A 21,474-nucleotide genomic window follows, 5' to 3' on the forward strand; every position below is an offset into this window, starting at 1 on the left:
TTTAAGTATTACTTATGTAATCATAAAAAAAATTAAATGTATTTATGGACCGGATTAGGTGATCTTCACTTGATCCCACCGGCGCCAGCCGGTCCAGGAGCACCTTCATGGGCAGCGAGCGGATCGCCATCTTCGACACCACTCTCCGGGACGGGGAGCAGTCGCCCGGCTGCAGCATGAACCTGGACGAGAAGCTGCTGATGGCCCGCCAGCTGGAGGCGCTGGGTGTGGATGTCATCGAGGCTGGCTTCCCCGTGGCCTCGGAGGACGACTTCGCCGCCGTGCAGGCCGTGGCCCGCGAGTGCCGGAAGCCGATCATCGCGGCGCTCTGCCGCGCCCTCCCCAGGGACATCGAGCGGGCCTGGCAGGCGGTGTCCGGAGCCGCCCGGCCCCGCATCCACACCTTCCTGGCCACCTCGGACATCCACCTGGAGTACAAGCTCCAGAAGACGCGCGAAGAGGCCCTGGCCATGATCCGCGAGGGGGTGCGGGCTGCCAAGGGTTTCACGGAGGATGTGGAGTTCTCCGCGGAGGATGCCACCCGCAGCGATTGGGACTTCCTCGTGGCGGTGTTCACGGTGGCCATCGAAGCGGGCGCGACGGTCCTCAACGTGCCCGACACCGTGGGCTACACCGTGCCCGACGAGTACGGCCGCCTCATCCGGTACCTGCGCGACAAGGTGCCCGGCATCGAAGGCGTGACCATCAGCGTCCATTGCCACAATGACCTGGGCCTGGCCGTGGCGAACTCCCTCGCCGCTGTGGCGGCAGGGGCGCGGCAGGTGGAATGCACTGTGAACGGCATCGGCGAGCGGGCGGGCAACGCCGCTCTCGAGGAGCTGGTGATGGCGCTGTCGGTCCGCCGCGATGTGCTCCCCTTCGAGACCGGCATCCACCGGGAGGCCATCACCCGCGCCAGCCAGACGCTGGCCAACATTACCGGCGTCCAGGTGCAGCCGAACAAGGCCATCGTGGGCAAGAACGCCTTCGCCCACGAGAGCGGCATCCACCAGCACGGGATGCTGAGCCACCGCTCCACCTACGAGATCATGACCCCCGAATCCGTCGGGGCGAACCGCACGAGCCTGGTGCTGGGCAAGCACTCCGGCCGCCATGCCCTGGGCAAGCGCTTCGCGGAGTTGGGCTACCCCCTGGACAAGCCGGCCCTGGAAAAGGCCTACAAGCTCTTCACGAAGCTCAGCGACCAGAAGAAGGAGATCTTCGACGAGGACCTGCTCGCCATCGTGCGCGACGGCCTCCCCCAGATCCCCGAGACCTTCCGGCTTCGCGCGGTGCAGGCCACGGCCGGGACGGCCATGTTCGCCACGGCGCTCGTCACCCTCGGAAGCGAGGCGGGAGAGGCCACGGAGACCGCCATGGGCGATGGCCCCGTGAACGCCGTCTTCGCCGCCATGGACAAGCTCACGGGATTGAAGGGCCGGCTGGTTGATTTTCGCGTGCATTCCATCACGGGCGGCGCGGATGCGGTGGGGGAGGTATTCGTACAGGTCGAGTTCGACGGCGTCATCCAAGGGGGGAAGGGCGCCAGTACGGACATCGTCGAGGCCGGCGCCCGGGCCTACCTGAATGCCTCCAACAAGGTGCTGTTCGCCCGCCGCCCTGCCGAGCAGCCCGCGGCGGGTCCGGCTCCCGCCGCCACGAGGTGATGGCATGAAAGAACAATTGCCCGAGGGCCTTGAATTCACCGCCGCCAGGACGGACATTCCCGTTCCGGCCGCCGCGCTGCCCGCCCCGCCCCAGGAGGATGGGGCGGACCCTGACCAGTACCTCTGGGGAGTCTGATCGTGGAAGCCCGCATCACCCTTCTTCCCGGCGACGGCGTGGGCCCCGAAGTGGTCCACGAGGCCGCCGCCTGCCTCACCGCCGTGGCCAAGGCCTATGGCCACCGGTTCCACCTGGAGGAGGCCCTCATCGGCGGAGCCGCTGTGGATGCCACGGGCGATCCGTTCCCGGCGGAGACCCTCGCCAAGTGCCAGGCCAGCCGGGCCGTCCTGCTGGGAGCGGTGGGTGGACCCGCCTGGGACCGCCACCCCCGGGACCAGCGTCCGGAGTCCGGTCTGTTGCGCCTGCGGCGGGCCCTCGGGCTCTATGCGAACCTCCGTCCCGTCAAGGTCCATCCGGCCCTGGAGGATGCCTCCCCGCTCCGTCCGGAGGTGGTCCGCGGCACGGACCTGATGATCGTCCGGGAGCTGGGCGGTGGCCTCTACTTCGGCGAGCCCCGGTCCTTCTCCGACGAGCGGGCCGTGAACACGCTGCCCTACACCCGCAGCGAGATCGAGCAGGTCGCCCAGGTGGGCTTCGAGCTGGCCGCCGCCCGCCGGGGCCGCCTGGTCTCCGTGGACAAGGCCAACGTGCTGGAGACCTCCCGCCTCTGGCGCCAGGTGGTCGACGAACTGGCCCCGGCCTATCCCACGGTGAAGGTCACCCACGCCTACGTGGACAGCTTCGCCATGGCCCTGATCACGCGCCCCCGGGACTTCGACGTGGTGCTGACGGAGAACCTCTTCGGGGACATCCTCAGCGACGAGGCCGCCGTGCTGGCGGGCTCGCTGGGGCTGCTGCCCTCCGCCAGCCTGGGGGGTCCCGTGGGCCTCTACGAGCCCATCCATGGATCCGCCCCGGATCTTGCCGGGAAGGATGTCGCCAACCCGATCGGAACAATCCTTTCCGCCGCCATGCTGCTTCGCCACAGCCTCCGGCTCGAGGCCGAGGCCCTGGCCCTTGAAGCCGCCGTGGACCGCGTGCTCAAGGGCGGCCATGGCACCTCGGATCTCGGGGGCCTCAAGCACCAGCACGGCACCCGGGCCCTCGGCGAGCGGATCCGCGACGCCATCCGCCCTCCCCGTGCCAAGGGGGCCCGGCTGGCCGATTCCGCGTATTCGTGGTGCGGTTCGCCCGAAGGCGCCCGCTCCCACCTCTGAACCCCAGTTCCTCTGACCCTCCACCCGGAACCCTCCCGATGCCCCGCACCGCCACCCCCGCCGACGCGATCCCCGCCTTCGAGGTCGGGTTCCCCGTCGTGATTACCGGCCTGCCCGGGCTGGTGCTGTGGCTGGCGGGCTAGGGGAGGGGAGGACACCACACGGACCCCGGCCCCGCACCCCACCAGGCGGGGCCTTTCTACATCGGCACCCCCCTTTCCGCACCCTCCCGAGGAACCCCATGACCCGAGCAGAACGGACTCCAGCCTTGACTTTTCCCAGACCTCCCCGGAGACTCGTCCCCCATGAGCCTCTCCTCCCACAGCCAGCAGACAGCCCCGGCGGTTTCGCCGCTGTCTGTGCGCCCCGTGGCAGGCCTGGTGGCCATTCCCGCCGTGCTGATGATTAGCGGCGAGGTGGGGGCCTCCTAAAAGTTCTCGGAACCAACCGAAACCGGCCCCGCACCTCGAACGATGCGGGGCCTTTTCACATCGGTCCTGCCATCCCGAGGTCGGCGGCCTTCCCAGAAGGAAGACCATGACCAAGTCCGCGACGCACACCGGGGCCCAGCTCATCTGGGAATGTCTGACGCGGGAGGGCGTCACCACCGTCTTCGGCTATCCCGGCGGAGCCATCCTCCCCGCCTACGACGCCATGGTGGGCTTCGACATCCGGCATGTGCTGGTGCGCCACGAGCAGAGCGCCGTGCACATGGCCGACGGCTACGCCCGCGCCTCGGGCCGCGTGGGGGTCGTGGTGGCCACCTCGGGCCCCGGGGCCACGAACCTGGTGACGGGCCTGGCCACGGCCATGATGGACTCCACGCCCCTGGTGGCCATCACGGGGCAGGTGGGCTCCGGTGTGCTGGGCACCGACGCCTTCCAGGAAGTGGACATCACCGGCATCACCCTCCCGGTGACCAAGCACAACTACCTGGTCACCCGGGCCGCGGACATCGTGCCCGCCCTGCGGGAGGCCTTCGCGGTGGCGAAGAGCGGCCGTCCCGGTCCCGTGCTGGTGGACATCACCAAGGACGCCCAGCAGGGCCGGGCGGACCTCGACTGGGAAGCGGCGGAGCCCATCCGGCACCTGCGCCACCTGCCGCCGCCACTGGATCCCGAGGCCCTGGCCCGCGCCCTGGAGCTGATCCGCCACGCCAAGCGGCCGCTCATCCTGGCGGGCCATGGCATCCAGCTGTCCGGCGCCCGGGCCGAGGTGCTCACCCTGGCCGAGCGGGCGGACATTCCCTTCGCCCTGACCCTCCTGGGCCTGGGCGCGGTGCCCGCCACCCATCCCCTCAGTCTCGGCATGATGGGGATGCACGGCGAGGCCTGGGTCAACAAGGCCATCCAGGAGGCGGACCTCCTGCTGGCCCTGGGCATGCGCTTCGACGATCGCGTGACCGGCAAGCTGAAGGAGTACGCCCCCCACGCCAAGAAGATCCACATCGACATCGACGCCAGCGAGCTGGGGAAGAACGTGCCCGTGGACGTGGCCATCGCCGGGGACCTGCTCACGGTCCTGCGCGCCCTGCTGCCGGGTGTCCAGGTGGCCGATCGCTCCAAGTGGCTGAAGCAGATCCGGGGCTGGCGCGGCGACTCCGCCGTCCGCGACATCAAGAACCTGCCCGACGACGGCCACCTCTACGCCGCCCATGTGATGCACGACCTCTGGCGGCTCACCGACGGCAAGGCGGTGGTGGTGACGGACGTGGGCCAGCACCAGATGTGGGAGGCCCAGTACTACCACCACGATGCGGAGCGCAGCCTCATCACCAGCGGCGGCGCGGGCACCATGGGCTTCGCCCTCCCGGCCGCCATCGGCGCGAAAGTGGCCAGGCCCGAGGCCGAGGTCTGGGTGGTGGCCGGCGACGGCGGCTTCCAGATGACCTTCGCCGAGCTGATGACGGCCGTGCAGGAAGGCGTGAAGGTGAACATCGCCGTCATCAACAACGGCTTCCTCGGCATGGTCCGCCAGTGGCAGGAGCTGTTCTACGAGGGCCGCTACGCCGCCACGCCCATCCTGTCGCCGGACTTCGTGAAGCTGGCCGGTGCCTTCGGCATCCATGGCCAGCGCGTGGATACCCGTGCGGACCTGGCGGGAGCCGTGGGCGCTGCCCGGGGAGAGCAGGGCACCGCCCTCATCGAGTTCCGGGTGGAGCAGGAGGACAGTGTCTATCCCATGGTCCCGGCCGGGGCGGCGCTGCACGAGATGATCCGACGCCCGTCCGCCAGCGCCATTGCCGAAACCGGGTCCGACCCTGTCTGAAAGGAATTCCATGCCCCATGTGCTCGTGGTCTATACCGATGATGAACCAGGCGTCCTGACCCGGGTGGCTTCGCTGTTCCGCCGCCGGGGCTTCAACATCCACTCGCTTACCGTGGGCCCCACCGAGCGTTCCCGGCAGTCCCGCATGACCATCGTGGTGGATGCGGAGGAAAGCACCGTGCGGCTGGCGGTGGAACACCTCCGGAAACAGGTGAACGTCCTGGAAGTGCAGCAGCTGGGCGACCGCCCGAAAGTGGTGCGGGACCTGGCCCTCATCCGGGTGGCGGCGGGACTGGAGGTCCGCTCCGAGATCCTCCAGCTGGCCCAGGTCTTCCGCGCCAACGTGGTGGATATCGCCGGGGACAGCCTCGCCATCGAGTGCACCGGCGGCCCCGACAAGATCGATGCCCTGGTGGATGCGCTGCGTCCCTTCGGGATCCTCGAGCTGGGCCGCACCGGGGCCGTCGCCATGGCCCGGGGGCCCAGGGCCTCACCGGAGGTCCGCCCCGAACGGGTTCCCGAACCGGCCAGCAACCAGGCCATGTCCGTCTGATCTCCGACTTTCCCGACCCACCGACTTCCGACCACCCCACAAGGAGCCTCCCATGGCCAAGATCCACTACGACGCCGACCTCGGCCTCATCCGCGCCCGCAAGGTCGCCATCCTGGGCTACGGCTCCCAGGGCCACGCCCACGCGCTCAACCTGAAGGACAGCGGCGTCCACGTCCGCGTGGGCCTGCCCGCCAGTTCGGCCTCCCAGGCGAAGGCCGAAGCCCAGGGCCTCACCGTCATGACGCCCGCCGAGGCCGCCGCCTGGGCGGACGTGATCATGGTGCTCACGCCGGACACGGGCCAGGCGGCCCTCTACCACGAGGCCATCGAGCCGCACCTGACGCCGGGCAAGACCCTGATGTTCGCCCACGGCTTCAACATCCGGTACGGCCTCATCAAGCCTCCCGCGGGCGTGGACGTGAGCCTGGTCGCGCCCAAGAGCCCCGGCCACCGCGTCCGCGAGGTCTTCGTGGAAGGCGGCGGCACGCCGGCCCTGGTGGCCGTCCACCAGGACGCGAGCGGGCAGGCCCAGGCCGTGGCCCTGTCCTATGCGGCAGCCCTTGGCCTGACCCGGGCAGGTGTCCTGGAAACGACCTTTACGGAAGAAACCGAAACCGATCTCTTCGGCGAGAAGGCCGTGCTGTGCGGCGGCACCAGCGCCCTGGTGAAGGCTGGCTTCGAGACACTGGTGGAAGCGGGCTACCAGCCCGAGATCGCCTACTTCGAGTGCCTGCACGAACTCAAGCTCATCGTGGACCTGATGCAGCGGGGCGGCCTCAGCTACATGCGCTACAGCATCAGCGACACGGCGGAGTACGGCGACTACACCGGCGGCCCCCGCATCGTGACCAGTCAGACCAAGGCCGAGATGAAGGAGATCCTGAAGGAGATCCAGGACGGCCGCTACGCCGACGCGTGGCTCGAGGAGAACCGCACGGGCCGCAAGTGGTTCGAGGCCCAGCGGGCCGCCGATCACGACCACCCCCTCGAGCAGGTGGGCCGCGAGCTGCGGCGCATGATGCCCTTCCTCGATCCCGTGGAGGCCCCGGCGCCGGCCCCGACGGAGCGCGGCTAGGAGAATCCGGGGGAACGGATAAGGCTTTTGACTCCAGGTAGAAGGTTGAACCCCGTCACAGGGGGAATGGCCTCACAATAGTCCTTGGGAGATAAGCCTTTTCCGCTCCCCCGGAGCCATGCATGTCCGAGTCTTTCTTCAACACCGCGTCCCTCCCCACCCTCCAGGGTTGGCAGGCTCCCGGTTCTCTGGATTTCCAGGCCGCCTTCCTTCGGGCCGGCGGCTGGGCCTTGCCCCGCACTGAGGCCTTTCCGGATGCCGCCAAGCTCCGGGAGCGGCTGCAGGAACTGAAGGCCTCCATGCGCGAAGGCGGCAAGATCGGGCTGGACCTGCGCGGGCTCCGCGACAGCGCGGACGCCGTCATGGCTGCCGCCCGCGAGGCCGGCGTGGCCTTCCTGCTCCACACGGCGGAACTGCCGCCCACGCTGGATCTGCTGCGCCAGGCGAACCTGCCGCGCATCGTGGCGGTCCAGAACGCCGAGGAAGCGGCCCAGGCGAAGGCGGGCGGCGCATCGGCCCTCCTGGCCCGGCCCGGCCTGGTGGCCGCCCTCCGCTCCCTGGGCCTGCCGGTGATGGCCACGGCCGATACCGAAGCCGAGGCGAAGCAGGCCATGGCGGATGGCGCCATCGGGCTGCAGCCCCGCACCCCCTCGCTGCTGGATGCGTCACCGCTGGCGGCCTTCCGGTCCCGCCTCATGGCGGGCCTGGATTCCATGGCCCAGACCCTGGTGCGCCGGGGTGCCTGCACGCTGCCGCGCCTGCGCATCCGCAACCTCGACCTGGCCTATCCCATCCAGCAGGGCGGCATGGGCGTGGGCATCTCCTGGGAGGGCCTCGCCGGTGCCGTCGCCCACGAGGGCTGCGTGGGTCTGGTGTCGGCCATCGGCACGGGCTACCACGGCTCCGCCAATCCCAAGATGCGCCTGGGCCGTCCCGACGGTTCCGATTCGCTGAACCCGCCCAAGGCCCTGGAATGGATCATCCGCGAGGCCCGGGAACGCTCGGCCGGGCGTGGCGCCGTGGGCGTGAACATCCTCTGCGCCATCGAAGGCTACGAGGCCGCCGTGAAGGCCTCGCTCGCGGGCGGGGCCCAGATGATCGTGTCCGGCGCGGGCCTGCCCCTGGGCCTGCCGGGCATGGTGGGTGACGCGGATGTGGCCCTGGTGCCCATCGTGTCCTCGGGCCGGGCGCTCCAGGTGATCTGCAAGCAGTGGCAGCGGAAGTACAACCGCCTGCCGGACGCAGTGGTGCTGGAAGGACCCGAGAGCGGCGGCCACCAGGGCTTCAGCCATGAGGGCTGCGCCGATCCGGCCCACACCCTGGAGAACATCCTGCCCGAGGTCATCGCAGAGCGGGACAAGTGGGGCGACTTCCCCGTCCTGGTGGCGGGCGGTGTCTGGGACCACGCGGACATCCAGAAGTTCCTGGCCCTGGGCGCCTCCGGCGTGCAGATGGGCACCCGCTTCATCGGCACCTTCGAGTGCGATGCCTCGCCGATCTTCAAGGAGGTCATCCTCCGGGCGAAGGCCGAGGACATCGGCCTCATGAAGTCCCCTGTGGGCCTGCCCGCCCGCGGCGTGCGCACCTCCCTGCAGGCACGCATCGAGGCCGGCACCGCGCCCCAGATCCGCTGCGTCAGCAACTGCCTCTCGCCCTGCGGTCACGGCAAGGGTGCCGCCGCCGTGGGCTACTGCATCGCCGATCGTCTGGCCGATGCCATGAAGGGCGACCAGGAGAACGGCCTCTTCTTCACCGGCAGCAACGGCGCCAAGCTCCGCGACCTCATCAGCGTCCGCGACCTCATCGAGGAGCTGACTCAGGATCCCGGGCTCCAGCGCGTCTACGCCTGAGACGGCGGACCTTCCCAGAACAGAAGCATCCCAAAGCCATCAAGGCCACCAGGAACCGCCCAGGCGATCCGCCTTCGCGGCCACTGGTGGCCTTGGTGGCTGGATGGCTGGCCATGCCTTCCTTGTTGATGAGGTCGCAGGCTGGCAGGGGTTCACCTGTAGGTTCCACTTATCTATTTTAGAAAATATCGATAAAAAACAATTGATTTTGTGTCTCAGTCATTGAATATGAGAGGCCAGCCCCTGCCTTGCCATCGTTGACCTGCCCCTTGAGAGGACGGACATGACCACTGACTCGCGCCCGGCGGCACTGGCTCCGCCCCATCGCCTCTACACCTTCGGAGCCTGGGCCGTCGCCGGCCTCGTGCTCCTGGGGTTCGCCAAGACCTACTACCTGAAGCTGGCTTTCGGCACGCCGGCGCTCCCGCCCCTGCTCCACCTGCACGGCCTGATCATGAGCCTGTGGTTCGGCCTGTTCGTGGTGCAGACGCGGCTGGTGGCGATCCGCCGGCTGGACCTGCACAAGCAGCTGGGCCTGCTCGGGGCCTTCCTCGCCGCGGCGGTGCTGGTCGTCGGTACGGTGACGGCCGTCAACGCCGCCCGCCTGGGGCGCTCCCCGGGGCCGCCGCCCCTGATCTTCCTGGTGGTGCCGCTGGGGGACATGGTGGTGTTCGGGACCATGGTGGGGGCCGGTCTCGGCTTCCGCGCCCGGGGGGACTACCACAAGCGGTTCATGCTGCTCTCCTGTGTGGGCATCCTCGCGGCCGCCATCGCGCGAATTCCGCTGGACGCCATCGCCAAGGCGGGCCCTCTGGCCTATTTCGGACTGACGGACCTGGCGGTGATCGGTTGCGCCGTCTATGACCGGCTGCGGAGCGGCCGCCTGCATCCCGTCTTCCTGTGGGGCGGGCTCTTCATCATTCTGTCGCATTGGCTGCGCCTGGCCCTGGCGGGTACCGGGCTCTGGATGACCTTCGCCACCTGGGTGACGAGGTAAGGTCGGTATTCAAAGTGGATGTGAGCCGCGACGCCGTCCCTGAGGGCAAGGGGCGGCGCCCGGCGCGATACGGCGTCAAGCTCCTCGTCTCGCTTGGGCGGCGCCCCCTTGCGCGGCCAGACCCCACTTTGAAAACAGCCCCTGGCTCAGCTCGCGTTCGGATGCCGCTCCAGCAGCTGCCGCAGGGGGGCATTGCGCTTCACGGTGTCCTGGCGGCGGAGGTGGGCGATGAGCTGGGGTGGGGTCGCGCTCCAGCGGCCGAGGTTCTGGATGAGCAGCGTGGAGACGAAGGTGCGCCGGCAGAGCAGGGCGGTGGCATGGCCATCGAGGGTCAGGCCCACCAGGCTGGCGAGGCAGCGGCCTTCGGTGGTGAAGATGAGCTCGGCCTTCTCCTCGCCCGTGCGCTGGGTGAAGCTGGCACGGAGCAGGTCGCGGGCCATGGCGCGCACTTGTTCCGGCGCATCGCGGGAGATGGCCACCAGGTACTGTTCCAGGAGGCGCCGGGGGGACCAGAGCCGGCGGTAGAGTCCGGTCGGGAGCAGGGGGTTCTGGAGCAGCGCACGGCGGACCCCCAGGTCGTTCGTGAAGCCGGTGCGGCCGCCCAGGGCCTCCAGGCCGGCGCTGGTGCGGTGGTGGGCGGCGATGAGCCGCGCCTGGACCAGCCCCGCCCGGGGGTTCTCCAGAACGGCGCGGATGACCTCGGCCGTGGGGTCGAAACACCAGGCGCTCAGCTCGGGTTCCACGGCCACCCGCGCCTGGGCCACCCGCTCGTCCGCGGGCCGGGCGTGCAGCCGCTGCTCGAAGAGCTGGCGGTGGGTCGCGGCCCGGGCGGCGGCCGTGGGGGCGTCCTCCTCGGCTTCCGCTTCCTGCGACTCGGTGGCCGGGTCGGCCTCGGGTGGAGGAGCGGCCGGAGTCAGGGCCGAAGTCCGTGGCGCCGGGCGGGGCTCAGGACCCTCCGGCAGCACGGCTCCGAGGGCCACCAGATCCCGCAGCATGGCCGCGACCCGTTCCTGGGGCATCCCTGTGAGGGCTGCGAGGGTGGGCACGTCCAGGGTCCCGTCCAGCCGCGAGAGGAGGAAGCCATGGGTGGGGTCGAGCGGCAGCGCGAGGGCATCCACGTCGGTCCGGGGGACGGGTCTCCAGGTCATCGGAAGAGCATAGCTTGAACGACGCCGCGGCCTATTCTTCCGCCACGCCCTTCAGCCAGGCCTTGCTCCGCAGGCGCTCCACGCTGGTCTCGGGGTAGAGGTCGAGGGGGCTTTTCCCCTCAAGCCCCAGGCGGGGCACGGCAGCCGCCGCAAAACCCAGACGGGCGCCCTCCTGGAGCCGCAGGGGCAGCTGGGCCACGGGACGCACTTCGCCCGTGAGGCCCACCTCGCCCATGAAGAGGCACTTCTCCGCCAGCAGGCGACCCCCGGCGCTGCTGCAGAGGGCGGCGATCACGGCGAGGTCCGCGGCGGGATCCTCGATCTCCAGGCCGCCGGCCACGTTCACGTAGACGTCCCGGTCGTGCAGCTGCACGCCGCCCCGGCGCTCAGCCACCGCGCAGAGCATGGCCAGGCGCGGTCCGTCGATGCCCAGGGCCGTGCGGCGGGGGATGCCCAGGCCCGCGGCGGCCACCAGCGCCTGGATCTCCACCACCATGGGCCGGGTGCCGCTGAGCACCACGGTGGCGGCGCAGCCCGGGCGGGGCTCGGCGTCCAGGAAGAAGGGGTTGCCCTCGGCGGGCACCAGGCCCTTCTCGGTCATGGCGAAGACGCCCAGCTCGAAGGCCGCGCCGAAGCGGTTCTTGAGGGCGCGGAGCAGGCGGTGGTGGTGGTGGCGATCGCCCTCGAAGGCCAGCACCGTGTCCACCAGGTGTTCCAGCACTTTGGGCCCGGCCAGGCCGCCATCCTTGGTGACATGGCCCACCAGCACCAGGGGCGTGCTCGTGGTCTTGGCCCAGCGGGTGAGCATGGCGGCGCAGCCGCGCACCTGGCTCACACTGCCGGCGCTGCTCTCGAAATCAGGATCGAAGAGGGTCTGGATGCTGTCCACCAGCAGCAGGCCCGGCTTCATGCGCTCGGCCTCTTCGATGATGCGGCGGACATCCGTTTCCGCCAGCAGGTGGATGCCCGGGTTCTCGGCACCCAGGCGCTGGGCCCGCAGCTTGATCTGGCGCTCGCTCTCTTCGCCGCTGGCGTAGAGCACGGTGCCTTCCGCCGTGGCCGCCCACTGCAGCAGCAGGGTCGATTTGCCGATGCCCGGTTCGCCGCCCAGGAGGGCCACCATGCCCGGCACCACACCACCGCCCAGGACCCGATCCAGTTCCACGAGGCCCGTGGGGCTGCGCTGGGTGTCCGCGACATCCACATCGGGCAGGGCCACGGGGCCGGCGTAGTGGCTCTGGGCGTAGGCCGAGCCCGCCCGCTGGAGGTCGCGCTTCAGGCTTCCGCGCACCTCCTGCACGGTATCCCAGGCGCCGCAGCCTGTGCACTTGCCCATGGCCTTGGGATGGCGCGCGCCGCAGGCCGTGCACTCGAACAGGGGGCTCGTCTTGGCCATCAGTCGCGGATTTCCTTCCGGATGAAGGCCACGATGTCATCGGTGTTCGTGCCGGGCTGGAAGATCTCGCGGATGCCGATGGCCTTGAGCCCGGGGATGTCGCCATCGGGGATGATGCCGCCGGCGAACACCAGCACGTCATCGGCGCCCTGTTCCTTCAGCAGGCGCATCACCTCGGGGAAGATCTGGTTGTGGGCCCCGCTGAGGATGCTCATGCCCAGCACGCGGGCGTCCTCCTGCACCACGGCCGCCACGATCTGCTGAGGGGTCTGGCGCAGGCCGGTGTAGATCACCTCCATGCCGGCGTCCCGCAGGGCCCGGGCCACGACCTTGGCGCCGCGGTCATGCCCATCCAGACCGGGTTTGGCGACGACGACGCGGATGGGGGTCTGGCTCATGGGGGCTCCGGCGGATGGGTTACCAGTTCTCAGTCTGCCGCAGCGCTTCGTAAAGGCCAATGGCTGCGGCCTGGGCCAGGTTCAGGCTGCGGTGGTGATCGCCCAGCATGGGGATGCGCACCAGATGGTCCTTGTAGGCTTCCAGGAGGTCATCCGGCAGGCCGACGGTCTCGCGGCCGAAGACCAGTCCATCACCGTAGGCCCAGGGCACCTGCGTGTGGCGGCGGGCCCCCTTGGTGGTGAAGAACCAGAGGCGCTTGACGGGGCTGCGCGCCTGGAAGTCCTTCCAGTCCTCGTAGTGCGTGGGCTCCAGCTTTTCCCAGTAGTCCAGGCCCGCCCGCCGCAGGTAGTAGTCGCTGGTATCGAAGCCCAGGGGATGGATGAGGTGCAGCCTGGCGCCGTTGTTCACGCACAGGCGGCCGATGCTTCCGGTATTCTGCGGAATCTCGGGTTGATGCAACACAATATGAAACATGGAGGTCCCTGATGAGCGAGTGCCTGTTCTGCAAGATCGTGCGGAAGGAGATTCCCGCGGTTCCAGTGTACGAAGATGACAGCCTGCTCGCCTTCAAGGACATCTTTCCGCAGGCCCCGGTGCATCTGCTGCTCATCCCCAAGGCCCACTGCGAGGGCCTGGCGGACATGACGCCCGAGATCGCCGAGGCGGTGGGGCGCCTTCCCCAGGTGGCCGCGCGCCTCGCCCAGGACCATGGGATCGCCGCCAGCGGCTGGCGCCTCCTGACCAACAGCGGGCCGGATTCGGGGCAGACGGTCTTCCACCTCCATTTCCACCTGCTGGGCGGCAAACCCCTGGGCGGGAAGCTCTGCCTCTGAACTGAACCCAGATACGTTCTATTCATATTTAGCGAAAAAGACACGCGTTTGCGTGTCTTTTTCGCTTTTATTTCCGCTTGTGGCATCTCCGCGTCTTTCTAGACTTTGAAGTGGCTCTCAGTGGAGAAAAGTGGTCTGAAGTGGATCAAAGTGGTCTCTTCCGCTCCCCCAGTATCTCCTGAATGCCTGGTTGAAAGGCGATGCTGGTGCTGCGACTTCGCGGGAACTCACCGGCCACGGTGGATGAGAAGGGACGCCTGAAGCTCCCCTCTTCCTTCAAGGCCGAGCTCGAGACCTTCGCCCAGGGCGAGGGGGCTCAGGCTCTGCGTGACGGCGGCGCCCTGCGGCACTACCTGACTTCCCTGGACGGCCGCTCCGCCCGCCTCTACCCGATGCCGGTCTGGGAGGCCATCGAGGCCCGCCTGGCGAACCTGCCCTCCACCAGCCCCGCCAAGCGCAAGTTCCTGGAGACGACCGCCTACTTCGGCAGCGAAGTGGAGCCGGACGCCCAGGGCCGCTTCGTCATCCCGCCCATCCTGCGCGAGGCCGCCCAGCTCACCGGCGAGGTGGCCGTGCTGGGGCAGATGGACCATCTGGCCCTGTGGAACAAGGCCGGCTTCGAGCGCCGCCTGGCGGCGGAGCCTCTGGGTGCCGAGGACCTGGCCCAGCTCGCGGATCTGGGGATCTGATGATGACGATTCCTGTCCATGTCCCCGTGCTGCTCCAGGAAGTGCTGGACCACCTCCTGCTGCCCCCCGCAGCCCGCGTCCTCGATCTCACCTTGGGCCTGGGCGGTCACGCCGAGGCCCTGCTGGCCCGCTGCGACAAGGCCGCCCGCTACCTGGGTGTGGACCGCGACCCCGAGGCGCGCTACCAGGCCCGCCGGCGCCTGGGCGACGACATCCGCCTGGAGATCCTGGCGGGGAACTACGAAGACATCTGGAGCGATGCCCAGTTCCTGGCCTGGAAGGCCGAATTCGCCCCCGGCGGCTTCGACGCCATCCTCGCGGATCTGGGCGTGTCCACGCTCCAGCTCCGGACGCCGGAACGCGGCTTCAGCTTCCGGGATGAAGGCCCCCTCGACATGCGCATGGACACCACCTCCGGCCCCACTGCCGTGGAGTGGATCGCGGAACAGACGGACGAAAGCCTGGCCGACGCGATCTACCAGTACGGCGAAGAGCGTGCCAGCCGGCCCATCGCCCGCGCCATCCTCCGGGCGCACCGCGAGGGCCGGTTGGCCACCACCAAGGATCTGGCCGAAGCCGTCTATACCGTCATCCCCCGGGAACCCGCCAAGCGGAAAGGCCACAGCGATCCGGCCACCCGCACCTTCCAGGCCATCCGCATCGCCGTGAACGGCGAACTGGACCACCTGTCGGCCGCCCTGGAAACCGCCGTCGCCAACCTCCGTCCCGAAGGGCGCTTGGCGGTCATCAGCTTCCACAGCCTGGAGGACCGCATCGTCAAGCAGACCCTGCGGCGCCTCGCGGGCATCTACGACGGACCGGGCCGGACGGCCCCCGTCGAACTCCCCAGGATCCTCAGGCTCATCCAGCCCGGTGGCATCGCTCCCAGCGAAGCTGAGGCCGCCGCGAATCCCCCCTCCCGTTCCGCCCGCCTCCGCGTGGCGGAGCGTCTCCCCTGATCGAGGTACCCATGGCCGCCGGAACCCTCCCGAGCCCCGCCCCTCCCGTCCGCATGGTCGAGAGCGAGGGCATCCTGCGCATGCTGCTCCTGGTGCTGGCCCTGGCCATGCCCCTGGCCACCCTTGCCTACCTGAAGATCCAGAGCACGCGGCTGAGTTATGCCATGGGCGACCTGAAGGAGCGCATCCGCAAGGAAGAGGAGTTCCAGCGCAAGCTCCTGCTGGAACGCAGCCGCTACCAGCGCGACGAGGAAGTCCAGGGCTATGCCCAGAAGGCCGGCCTCCAGCCCCGCAAGCAGGGGCACCTGATCCGCCGTGCCTTCACGCCCGAGGACCAGCGTCTTGCCAAGCTCCGCCCCGTCTCGTCCGATGGATTGTAGTCTGTAGGCTGGGGGCTGCGGCCCCGTCACCGCCTCCACCAGCCCCGGCCTTCCCGTGTCCCTCCGTTTCGCCACCGAGCCCCGTGTCTCCCGCCGCCTCCTGGGCCGGCAGGATCCCCAGGATCTGCTGAGCCAGCGCCTGCCCTGGATCATGGGCGGCATGGCCTTCTGGGCCCTGCTCATCCTGATGCGGCTGCTCTGGTTGCAGGGGGTGGAGCACAACCGGTACCGGGCGAGGGCCGAGCAGCAGCACACCACCATCGTGCCCATCCCGCCCATCCGGGGCGAGTTGCGGGACCGCCGCGGAGAACCCCTGGCCATCTCCATCAAGGTCGAGAGCCTCTTCGTGGACCCCCGCGTGTTCTACCCCGACTACAAGCCGGGGAAGGGCGAGGACCGGCAGTGGGGCGAGCCCGACCGCAAGGCCGCCTCCGCGGTGGCCGCGAAGCTGGCGCCCATCCTGGAGCAGACCCGGGGGCAGGTGCTGGAGAAGCTCCTCCGCAAGAAGACCTTCGTCTACCTGGAACGGCACCTGCCGCCCACCAAGACGGCGGCGGTGCGCGCCTTGAACCTGGATGGCGTGGAGTTCCAGCCCGAGAGCCGCCGCTTCTACCCCCGGGGCAGCCTGGCCGCGCAGATCATCGGTTTCACCAACATCGACGGCTTCGGCCAGCTGGGCATCGAGCAGACCTATGACAAGCAGCTGGCCGGTGTGAAGGGCGAGCTGATCGCACCGAAGGACGCCCACGGCAAGCTGCTCATCCTGCAGGAGAACTACAGCCAGGTGCCGGTGAACGGGGCTTCGCTCCAGCTCAGCCTGGACGCCTCCATCCAGCACATCGTCGAGGACGCCCTGGAAGAGGGCGTGCGGATCTCGCGGCCCAGGACGGCCTATGCCGTGGTGGTGGACCCCCGCACCGGCGAGATCCTGGCCATGGCAGGCACGCCTACCTTCGATCCGAACCACATCCTCCCCAAGAAGTTCCGGAATCGCGCCGAGTCCGAGCTCTCGGCCGCCGAGCGGGAGGAGCTGCATCGCGAACTGGAACGCCAGAAGGCGGCCCGCAAGGTGCATCCCGTGGAGGACGTCTACGAGCCCGGCTCCACCATGAAGATCTTCACGGCGGCCATGGCCCTGGAAGAGCGCAAGGTCCACCTGGGCGAGCGCATCGACTGCATGTCGGGCCGCTGGCAATACAGCCCGAAGATCCCGCCCATCACGGATACCCACCGCCACGGCCTCCTCACCTTCGAGGAAGTGCTCTGGCAGAGCTCCAACATCGGCGCGGCCAAGATCGGCATCCGGCTCGATCCGGCGGCGCACTACCAGTACCTGCGGAAATTCGGGTTCGGGGACGCCACGGGCCTGAACTTCCCGGGGGAGAGCTCCGGACGTCTCATCGCGCCGGACCGGTGGAGCGTGCCCACCCAGTACACGATGTCGTACGGCTACGGCCTCAGCACCACGCCCCTGCAGATCCTCATGGCCGGCTGCGCCCTGGCCAACGGGGGCAAGCTCATGCAGCCGATCCTGGTCCAGCGCATCTACAACGACAAGGGCCTGCTGCTGAAGGAATTCAAGCCCACGGTGCGCGGGCAGGTCATCAGCGAAGAGACGGCGAACCTGATGAAAGAGACGCTGAAGGGCGTGCTCACCCAGGGCACCGGCAAGCGGGCCAAGCTCGACAACGGGGTGGAGGCCTTCGGCAAGACGGGCACCAGCCGCAAGCTCATCGACGGACAATACGACCCCAAGCGCCACTACGCCTCCTTCATGGGCTTCTTCCCGGCGGACAAGCCCCAGTTCGGGGTCCTCGTGATGCTCGACGATCCGGCTGGTGACACCACCGGGGGCGACGTGGCCGCGCCCCTGTTCAAGCGCATCGGCGACGGCATCCTGCGCTTCCGGCAGACCTCGCCCGATCCGGATCGGGAGGCGGACCTGAAGCTGTCCCTGCGGGACTGGCCCGTGAGCGAGACGGACGAGGCGGCCCTGCATGTGGAGCGCGGCCGCGTGCCCGACCTCCAGGGGCTCAGCCTGAAGGCTGCCATCCATCGCGTGGTGCTGGTGGGCGGGAACCCGAAGGTGGAGGCGTCCCCGGGCCAGACGGCCACCCACGTGCTGGGGCAGAGCCCCGCGCCGGGCACGCCGTTGGAGCCGGGCACGGTGGTGAAGATCAAGGCGGGGCTGCCATGAAGCTGGACGCGCTCATCGAGGGATTCGCGGTCCGGCGTTCCGGTTCCGACGCGGAGGTGGTGGATCTCACCAGCGACAGCCGCGAGGTCCGCCCAGGGTGGGCCTTCCTGGCCTTGAAGGGCGAGAAGGCTGACGGGACCGCCTATGTGCCCCAGGCTCTGGCCCAGGGCGCCAGCGCCGTCCTCGCGGAATCCACCGTGGAGGTGCCGGGGGCGATTCCGGTCTGCTCGTTCACGGGGGATCCCCGGCTGCAGATGGCCGGGCTGGCCCGCCGCCTCCACGGCGCGCCGGACGATCACCTGGCCCTCATCGGCGTCACGGGCACCAACGGCAAGACGACGACCACCACGCTCATCCGCCAGCTCCTGCGTGAGGCCGGGATCGGCTGCGGCCTGGTGGGGACGGTGCTGAATGCCGCGGGCGACCTGGAAGAGGAAGCGGTCCGCACCACGCCCGAAAGCCCGGCCTTCTACCGCTGGCTGCACCGCAGCGTGGCGGCGGGCGATGCGGCCTCGGCGGTGGAAGTGAGCAGCCACGCCCTCTGCCTGGGCCGGGTCCACGGCGCACGATTCCGCGTGGGCGTCTTCACGAACCTCACCCAGGACCATCTGGACTACCACGGCACGCTGGAGGCCTACTTCGAGGCCAAGCGCAGGCTCGTCGCCCAGTGCGACCGCTTTCTGGTGAATGCGGATGACACCTGGGGTCGTGGCCTCCTGGAACGCGAGGGCCACGTGAGCTACGCCGTGGACCGGCCCGCCTGCTACCGGGCCCACGGCTTGGAACTGGGCCCCACGGGCACGCGCTTCACCCTCCACTCCGCTGAGGGAAGCTGGGAGGTCCAGACCCCGCTGCTGGGCCGCTTCAACGTCTACAACCTCCTGGCGGCCCTGGCGGCCTGCGCGGAGGCCGGCTTCGACCTGGACCGCCTGGTGCCCGCGGCCCGGAAGGTCAGCGGCGCCCCGGGCCGCCTGGAGCGCGTGGACTGCGGCCAGCCCTTCGGCGTGATGGTGGACTACGCGCATACCCCGGACGCCCTGGAGAAGCTGCTGGCGGAGGGCCGGCGCCTGCTGCCGCCGGGTGGACGGCTGCATGTGCTCTTCGGCTGCGGCGGCGACCGCGACCGCGCCAAGCGCCCCCTCATGGCCGCCGCGGTGGCCGCGGGCGCGGACGTGCTCTGGCACACCAGCGACAACCCGCGCACGGAGGATCCCGAGCGCATCCTCGATGATGCGGCGCCGGGGGTTCCCGAGGCGATCCGGGCCGATCCGGCGCGGTACCACCGTCAGGCCGATCGCCGCGAATCGGTCCGCCGGGCTCTGGCGGACTGCCGCCCCGGCGACCTGCTGCTGCTTGCCGGGAAGGGCCACGAGCCCTATCAGGAGATCCACGGTGTGAAGTACCCCTACAGTGATCGGGCCGCCGTGGAAGCCGCGCTGCGGGACGGTCGATGACGCGCCTCCTCCAGGTCACGGGGCCGGACGATCCGGCCATCCTCGAGGCTGCGGCGGTCCTGGCCCGGGGGGGCCTGGTGGCTTTCCCGACGGAAACCGTGTACGGCCTCGGTGCCGATGGCCTGAATCCCGAAGCCGTGGCCCGGATCTACGCAGCCAAGGGGCGGCCGGCGACGAACCCCGTGATCCTCCACGTGGCTGATGCCGTCGGCGCCCAGGCGCTGGTGTCCCACTGGCCCGCGGAAGCGCAGGTGCTGGTGGAGCGGTTCTGGCCCGGTCCGTTGACCCTGGTGCTGCCAGCCTCGGACCGCGTGCCTTCCATCGTGCGGGCCGGCGGGCCGTCGGTGGCCCTGCGCTGTCCGGCCCATCCCGTGGCCCTGGCCCTGATCCGCGCGGCGGGCCGCCCCCTGGCCGCGCCCAGCGCCAACCGCAGCCAGCATCTGTCGCCCACCCTGGCCCAGCACGTGGCCTCCAGTCTGGGCGAGGCGGTGGACCTGATCCTGGACGGCGGCGCCACGGCCGCAGGCCTCGAATCCACCATCCTCGACCTGGCCGGGGACCGGCCGCGCATCCTGCGCCCCGGCCCCATCGGACCTGCGGACCTGACAGCCCTTCTGGGGCCCGTGGAGCTGTGGGAGGGCGCGGTCAAGGCGGGCGAGGTGCAGGCCGCCCCGGGCATGGCCGAGCGCCACTACGCCCCCCGCGCGAGGCTGGAGCTGGTGGCGCCGGGGAGCGGGGTGCGCGGCATCTCCGGTACGGTGGCCTATGTGGGGCTGGGTTCGCTGCCCCCCCTGCCCGAAGGGGTCCGCGGCATCCTCCTGCCACTGGACGCGGAAGCGGTGGGGACCCGCCTCTACGCCCTCCTCCACGAACTGGACGATGCTGGATTCGAGCGTATCTTCATGGAGCGCCCACCGGAGGGCGAGCGCTGGCTGGCGGTCCGTGACCGGTTGCGGCGGGCCTCCGCCAAGGAGTTGCCATGAGCCTCTGGTCCCTGTTCCAGGCCGCTTCCCAGGTGGGTGGCGAGGTCCTGGGGGATGGCGCCGTGGTGCCATCGTCCCTTTCCCTGGATACCCGGACCCTCCAGCCCGGCGCCTGCTTCGTGGCCCTGCGGGCGGAGCGGGATGGGCATGACTTCGCGAGCCAGGCCGTGGCCACCGGTGCGGCTGCCCTGCTGGTGGATCATCCGGTGGACACCGATTGTCCGCAGCTGGTGGTGCCCGACACGCTGGCGGCTCTCCAGCGCTGGGGCCAGACCCGGCTGGCGGCGGTCCGGCCGAAGGCCGTGTTCGGAGTCACGGGCAGTGTCGGCAAGACCAGCACCAAGGAACTGCTGGCGGCCGCCGTGGGTGGCTGGAAGACGCCGGGCAACCGCAACAACACCCTGGGCCTGCCCGAGGCCCTGGCCACCTTGCCGGAGGGCCTCGGCGCGGCGGTGCTGGAGATGGGCATGAGCACGCCTGGCGAGATCCGACGCCTCACGGAGATCGCGCCTCTGGACTTCGGTCTCATCACCTTGGTGGGTACCGCCCACGCCGAGAATTTCGCGAAAGGCCAGCAGGGCATCGCCGAAGCCAAGGGCGAACTGGTGGCGGGCCTGGTCCGGGGGGGCGTCTGGGCTCACCTCGCCGCGGACCCCTGGTGCGGGTGGATCGCCGAACAGCCCTGGGCCCAGCATGCGGAGGCCCTGCCGGTAGGTGAGGGGCAGGCCTACGGCTGGGAGGCAGTCGAGTCCCTGGGCGCGGCGGGCGAGGCCTTCCTCCTGCGGACCCCGATGGGGGCGTATCCAGTGCAGATCCAGCTGCCGGGAGAGCACCAGGTTCGCAACGCCGCCCTGGCGGCGGCCCTCGCCATCCACACGGGCCATGATCCGAAACAGGTGGTCGCAGGCCTCGGCTCGGTGGTGCCCGAGCCCGGGCGGGGCCGGCTCCATGTGCTCGCTGGAGGCGGCTGCCTGCTGGACGAGACCTACAATGCCAGCCCGGACTCCATCCTCGCCTGTGCTCGGGCCCTGATGCAGCTGCCTGGCGGTGAGGCCGTTGCGGTGCTGGGCTCCATGCGGGAACTGGGGCCGGAGGCCTCGCGGATCCATCGCGAGACCGGCGCCGCCCTCAAGGCCCTGGGGCTGGCCAGGCTCTGGGCCTACGGCGACTTCGCGGAGGATTACGCGGAGGGGTTCGGCTTGAGGGCCGTGGCCTTCCCGGATTTCGAGGCCCTCCAGGAGGACGCCGCCGGCCTCTCCGCAATCCCGCCGGGAGCCCGTATCCTGGTGAAGGGCAGCCGCTTCTGGCGCGCGGAACGCGCGGTGGATTGGCTTCTCCTCCACTGACTTCA

At 69.7% G+C, this 21,474-nt stretch carries 21 protein-coding genes; 17 read left to right on the top strand and 4 right to left on the bottom strand.

The annotated features are described in order from the left end of the window. Positions 1–107: 107 nt before the first annotated feature. From MLE43_RS00750 to MLE43_RS00780, 9 genes are all read left to right on the top strand, one after another. A complete protein-coding gene (locus MLE43_RS00750; RefSeq protein ID WP_243300737.1) occupies positions 108–1,667 on the top strand; it encodes a 2-isopropylmalate synthase in 1,560 nt (519 codons plus the stop codon). A gap of 4 nt (positions 1,668–1,671) precedes the next feature. Then, positions 1,672–1,803 (top strand): hypothetical protein, encoded by a 132-nt coding sequence (locus tag MLE43_RS14745; protein WP_275975979.1) that lies wholly within the window; start codon positions 1,672–1,674, stop codon positions 1,801–1,803. A gap of 2 nt (positions 1,804–1,805) precedes the next feature. After that, positions 1,806–2,942, top strand: a complete 1,137-nt coding sequence (leuB, locus tag MLE43_RS00755; protein WP_243300739.1) for a 3-isopropylmalate dehydrogenase — start codon at positions 1,806–1,808, stop codon at positions 2,940–2,942. 305 nt (positions 2,943–3,247) lie between these two features. Beyond that, positions 3,248–3,373 carry a hypothetical protein gene (locus MLE43_RS14750; RefSeq protein WP_275975980.1) on the top strand — a complete coding sequence of 42 codons (126 nt, stop codon included), beginning with the start codon at positions 3,248–3,250 and terminating at the stop codon, positions 3,371–3,373. Between the two features lie 106 nt (positions 3,374–3,479). After that, entirely contained in the window at positions 3,480–5,210 is a 1,731-nt protein-coding gene (gene ilvB, locus MLE43_RS00760) for a biosynthetic-type acetolactate synthase large subunit (RefSeq protein WP_243300752.1), read from the top strand. Between the two features lie 10 nt (positions 5,211–5,220). Then, on the top strand, positions 5,221–5,763 hold the full coding sequence (ilvN, locus tag MLE43_RS00765) for an acetolactate synthase small subunit (RefSeq protein ID WP_243300755.1): 543 nt from the start codon (positions 5,221–5,223) through the stop codon (positions 5,761–5,763). Positions 5,764–5,815: 52 nt separating this feature from the next. Further along, a complete protein-coding gene (gene ilvC / locus MLE43_RS00770; protein ID WP_243300756.1) occupies positions 5,816–6,838 on the top strand; it encodes a ketol-acid reductoisomerase in 1,023 nt (340 codons plus the stop codon). A gap of 122 nt (positions 6,839–6,960) precedes the next feature. Further along, the gene (locus tag MLE43_RS00775) at positions 6,961–8,688 is read left to right on the top strand and encodes an NAD(P)H-dependent flavin oxidoreductase (RefSeq protein ID WP_243300759.1); all 1,728 of its coding nucleotides are present in this window, start codon (positions 6,961–6,963) and stop codon (positions 8,686–8,688) included. Between the two features lie 283 nt (positions 8,689–8,971). Beyond that, complete coding sequence (locus tag MLE43_RS00780; RefSeq protein ID WP_243300760.1) at positions 8,972–9,685, top strand: hypothetical protein; 714 nt, start codon at positions 8,972–8,974, stop codon at positions 9,683–9,685. 146 nt (positions 9,686–9,831) lie between these two features. Here MLE43_RS00780 and MLE43_RS00785 read toward each other — a convergent pair whose 3' ends face one another. The 4 genes from MLE43_RS00785 to MLE43_RS00800 are packed head-to-tail and all read right to left on the bottom strand — an operon-like array spanning position 9,832 to position 13,102. Further along, positions 9,832–10,833 (bottom strand): hypothetical protein, encoded by a 1,002-nt coding sequence (locus tag MLE43_RS00785; protein WP_243300762.1) that lies wholly within the window; start codon positions 10,831–10,833, stop codon positions 9,832–9,834. 31 nt (positions 10,834–10,864) lie between these two features. After that, positions 10,865–12,229 carry a DNA repair protein RadA gene (radA, locus tag MLE43_RS00790; protein ID WP_243300772.1) on the bottom strand — a complete coding sequence of 455 codons (1,365 nt, stop codon included), beginning with the start codon at positions 12,227–12,229 and terminating at the stop codon, positions 10,865–10,867. After that, complete coding sequence (locus tag MLE43_RS00795) at positions 12,229–12,627, bottom strand: cobalamin B12-binding domain-containing protein (protein WP_243300775.1); 399 nt, start codon at positions 12,625–12,627, stop codon at positions 12,229–12,231. The genes radA and MLE43_RS00795 overlap by 1 nt, the downstream gene beginning before the upstream one ends. A gap of 19 nt (positions 12,628–12,646) precedes the next feature. Then, positions 12,647–13,102 (bottom strand): tRNA (cytidine(34)-2'-O)-methyltransferase, encoded by a 456-nt coding sequence (locus MLE43_RS00800; protein WP_243300777.1) that lies wholly within the window; start codon positions 13,100–13,102, stop codon positions 12,647–12,649. A gap of 11 nt (positions 13,103–13,113) precedes the next feature. On the opposite strand from MLE43_RS00800, the gene MLE43_RS00805 reads away from it, so the two are divergent. From MLE43_RS00805 to MLE43_RS00840, 8 genes are all read left to right on the top strand, one after another. Next, a complete protein-coding gene (locus MLE43_RS00805; protein WP_243300778.1) occupies positions 13,114–13,461 on the top strand; it encodes a histidine triad nucleotide-binding protein in 348 nt (115 codons plus the stop codon). 206 nt (positions 13,462–13,667) lie between these two features. Continuing rightward, positions 13,668–14,150 carry a division/cell wall cluster transcriptional repressor MraZ gene (locus MLE43_RS00810; RefSeq protein WP_243300779.1) on the top strand — a complete coding sequence of 161 codons (483 nt, stop codon included), beginning with the start codon at positions 13,668–13,670 and terminating at the stop codon, positions 14,148–14,150. After that, entirely contained in the window at positions 14,150–15,109 is a 960-nt protein-coding gene (gene rsmH, locus MLE43_RS00815; protein ID WP_243300781.1) for a 16S rRNA (cytosine(1402)-N(4))-methyltransferase RsmH, read from the top strand. The genes MLE43_RS00810 and rsmH overlap by 1 nt, the downstream gene beginning before the upstream one ends. Positions 15,110–15,120: 11 nt before the next feature. Continuing rightward, on the top strand, positions 15,121–15,489 hold the full coding sequence (locus tag MLE43_RS00820; protein ID WP_243300783.1) for a hypothetical protein: 369 nt from the start codon (positions 15,121–15,123) through the stop codon (positions 15,487–15,489). 55 nt (positions 15,490–15,544) lie between these two features. After that, positions 15,545–17,686 (top strand): penicillin-binding transpeptidase domain-containing protein, encoded by a 2,142-nt coding sequence (locus MLE43_RS00825; protein WP_338029040.1) that lies wholly within the window; start codon positions 15,545–15,547, stop codon positions 17,684–17,686. Beyond that, positions 17,683–19,140: a UDP-N-acetylmuramoyl-L-alanyl-D-glutamate--2,6-diaminopimelate ligase gene (locus MLE43_RS00830; protein WP_243300785.1), complete on the top strand. Its 1,458-nt coding sequence runs from the start codon at positions 17,683–17,685 to the stop codon at positions 19,138–19,140. The genes MLE43_RS00825 and MLE43_RS00830 overlap by 4 nt, the downstream gene beginning before the upstream one ends. Continuing rightward, on the top strand, positions 19,137–20,123 hold the full coding sequence (locus MLE43_RS00835; protein WP_243300786.1) for an L-threonylcarbamoyladenylate synthase: 987 nt from the start codon (positions 19,137–19,139) through the stop codon (positions 20,121–20,123). Before MLE43_RS00830 ends, MLE43_RS00835 begins: the two co-directional genes overlap by 4 nt. Next, positions 20,120–21,469 carry a UDP-N-acetylmuramoyl-tripeptide--D-alanyl-D-alanine ligase gene (locus MLE43_RS00840; protein ID WP_243300788.1) on the top strand — a complete coding sequence of 450 codons (1,350 nt, stop codon included), beginning with the start codon at positions 20,120–20,122 and terminating at the stop codon, positions 21,467–21,469. The genes MLE43_RS00835 and MLE43_RS00840 overlap by 4 nt, the downstream gene beginning before the upstream one ends. The last annotated feature ends 5 nt before the right edge of the window (positions 21,470–21,474 follow it).

The sequence above is a fragment of the Geothrix oryzisoli genome (assembly GCF_022808865.1).
Taxonomy (GTDB): Bacteria; Acidobacteriota; Holophagae; order Holophagales; family Holophagaceae; genus Geothrix; species Geothrix oryzisoli.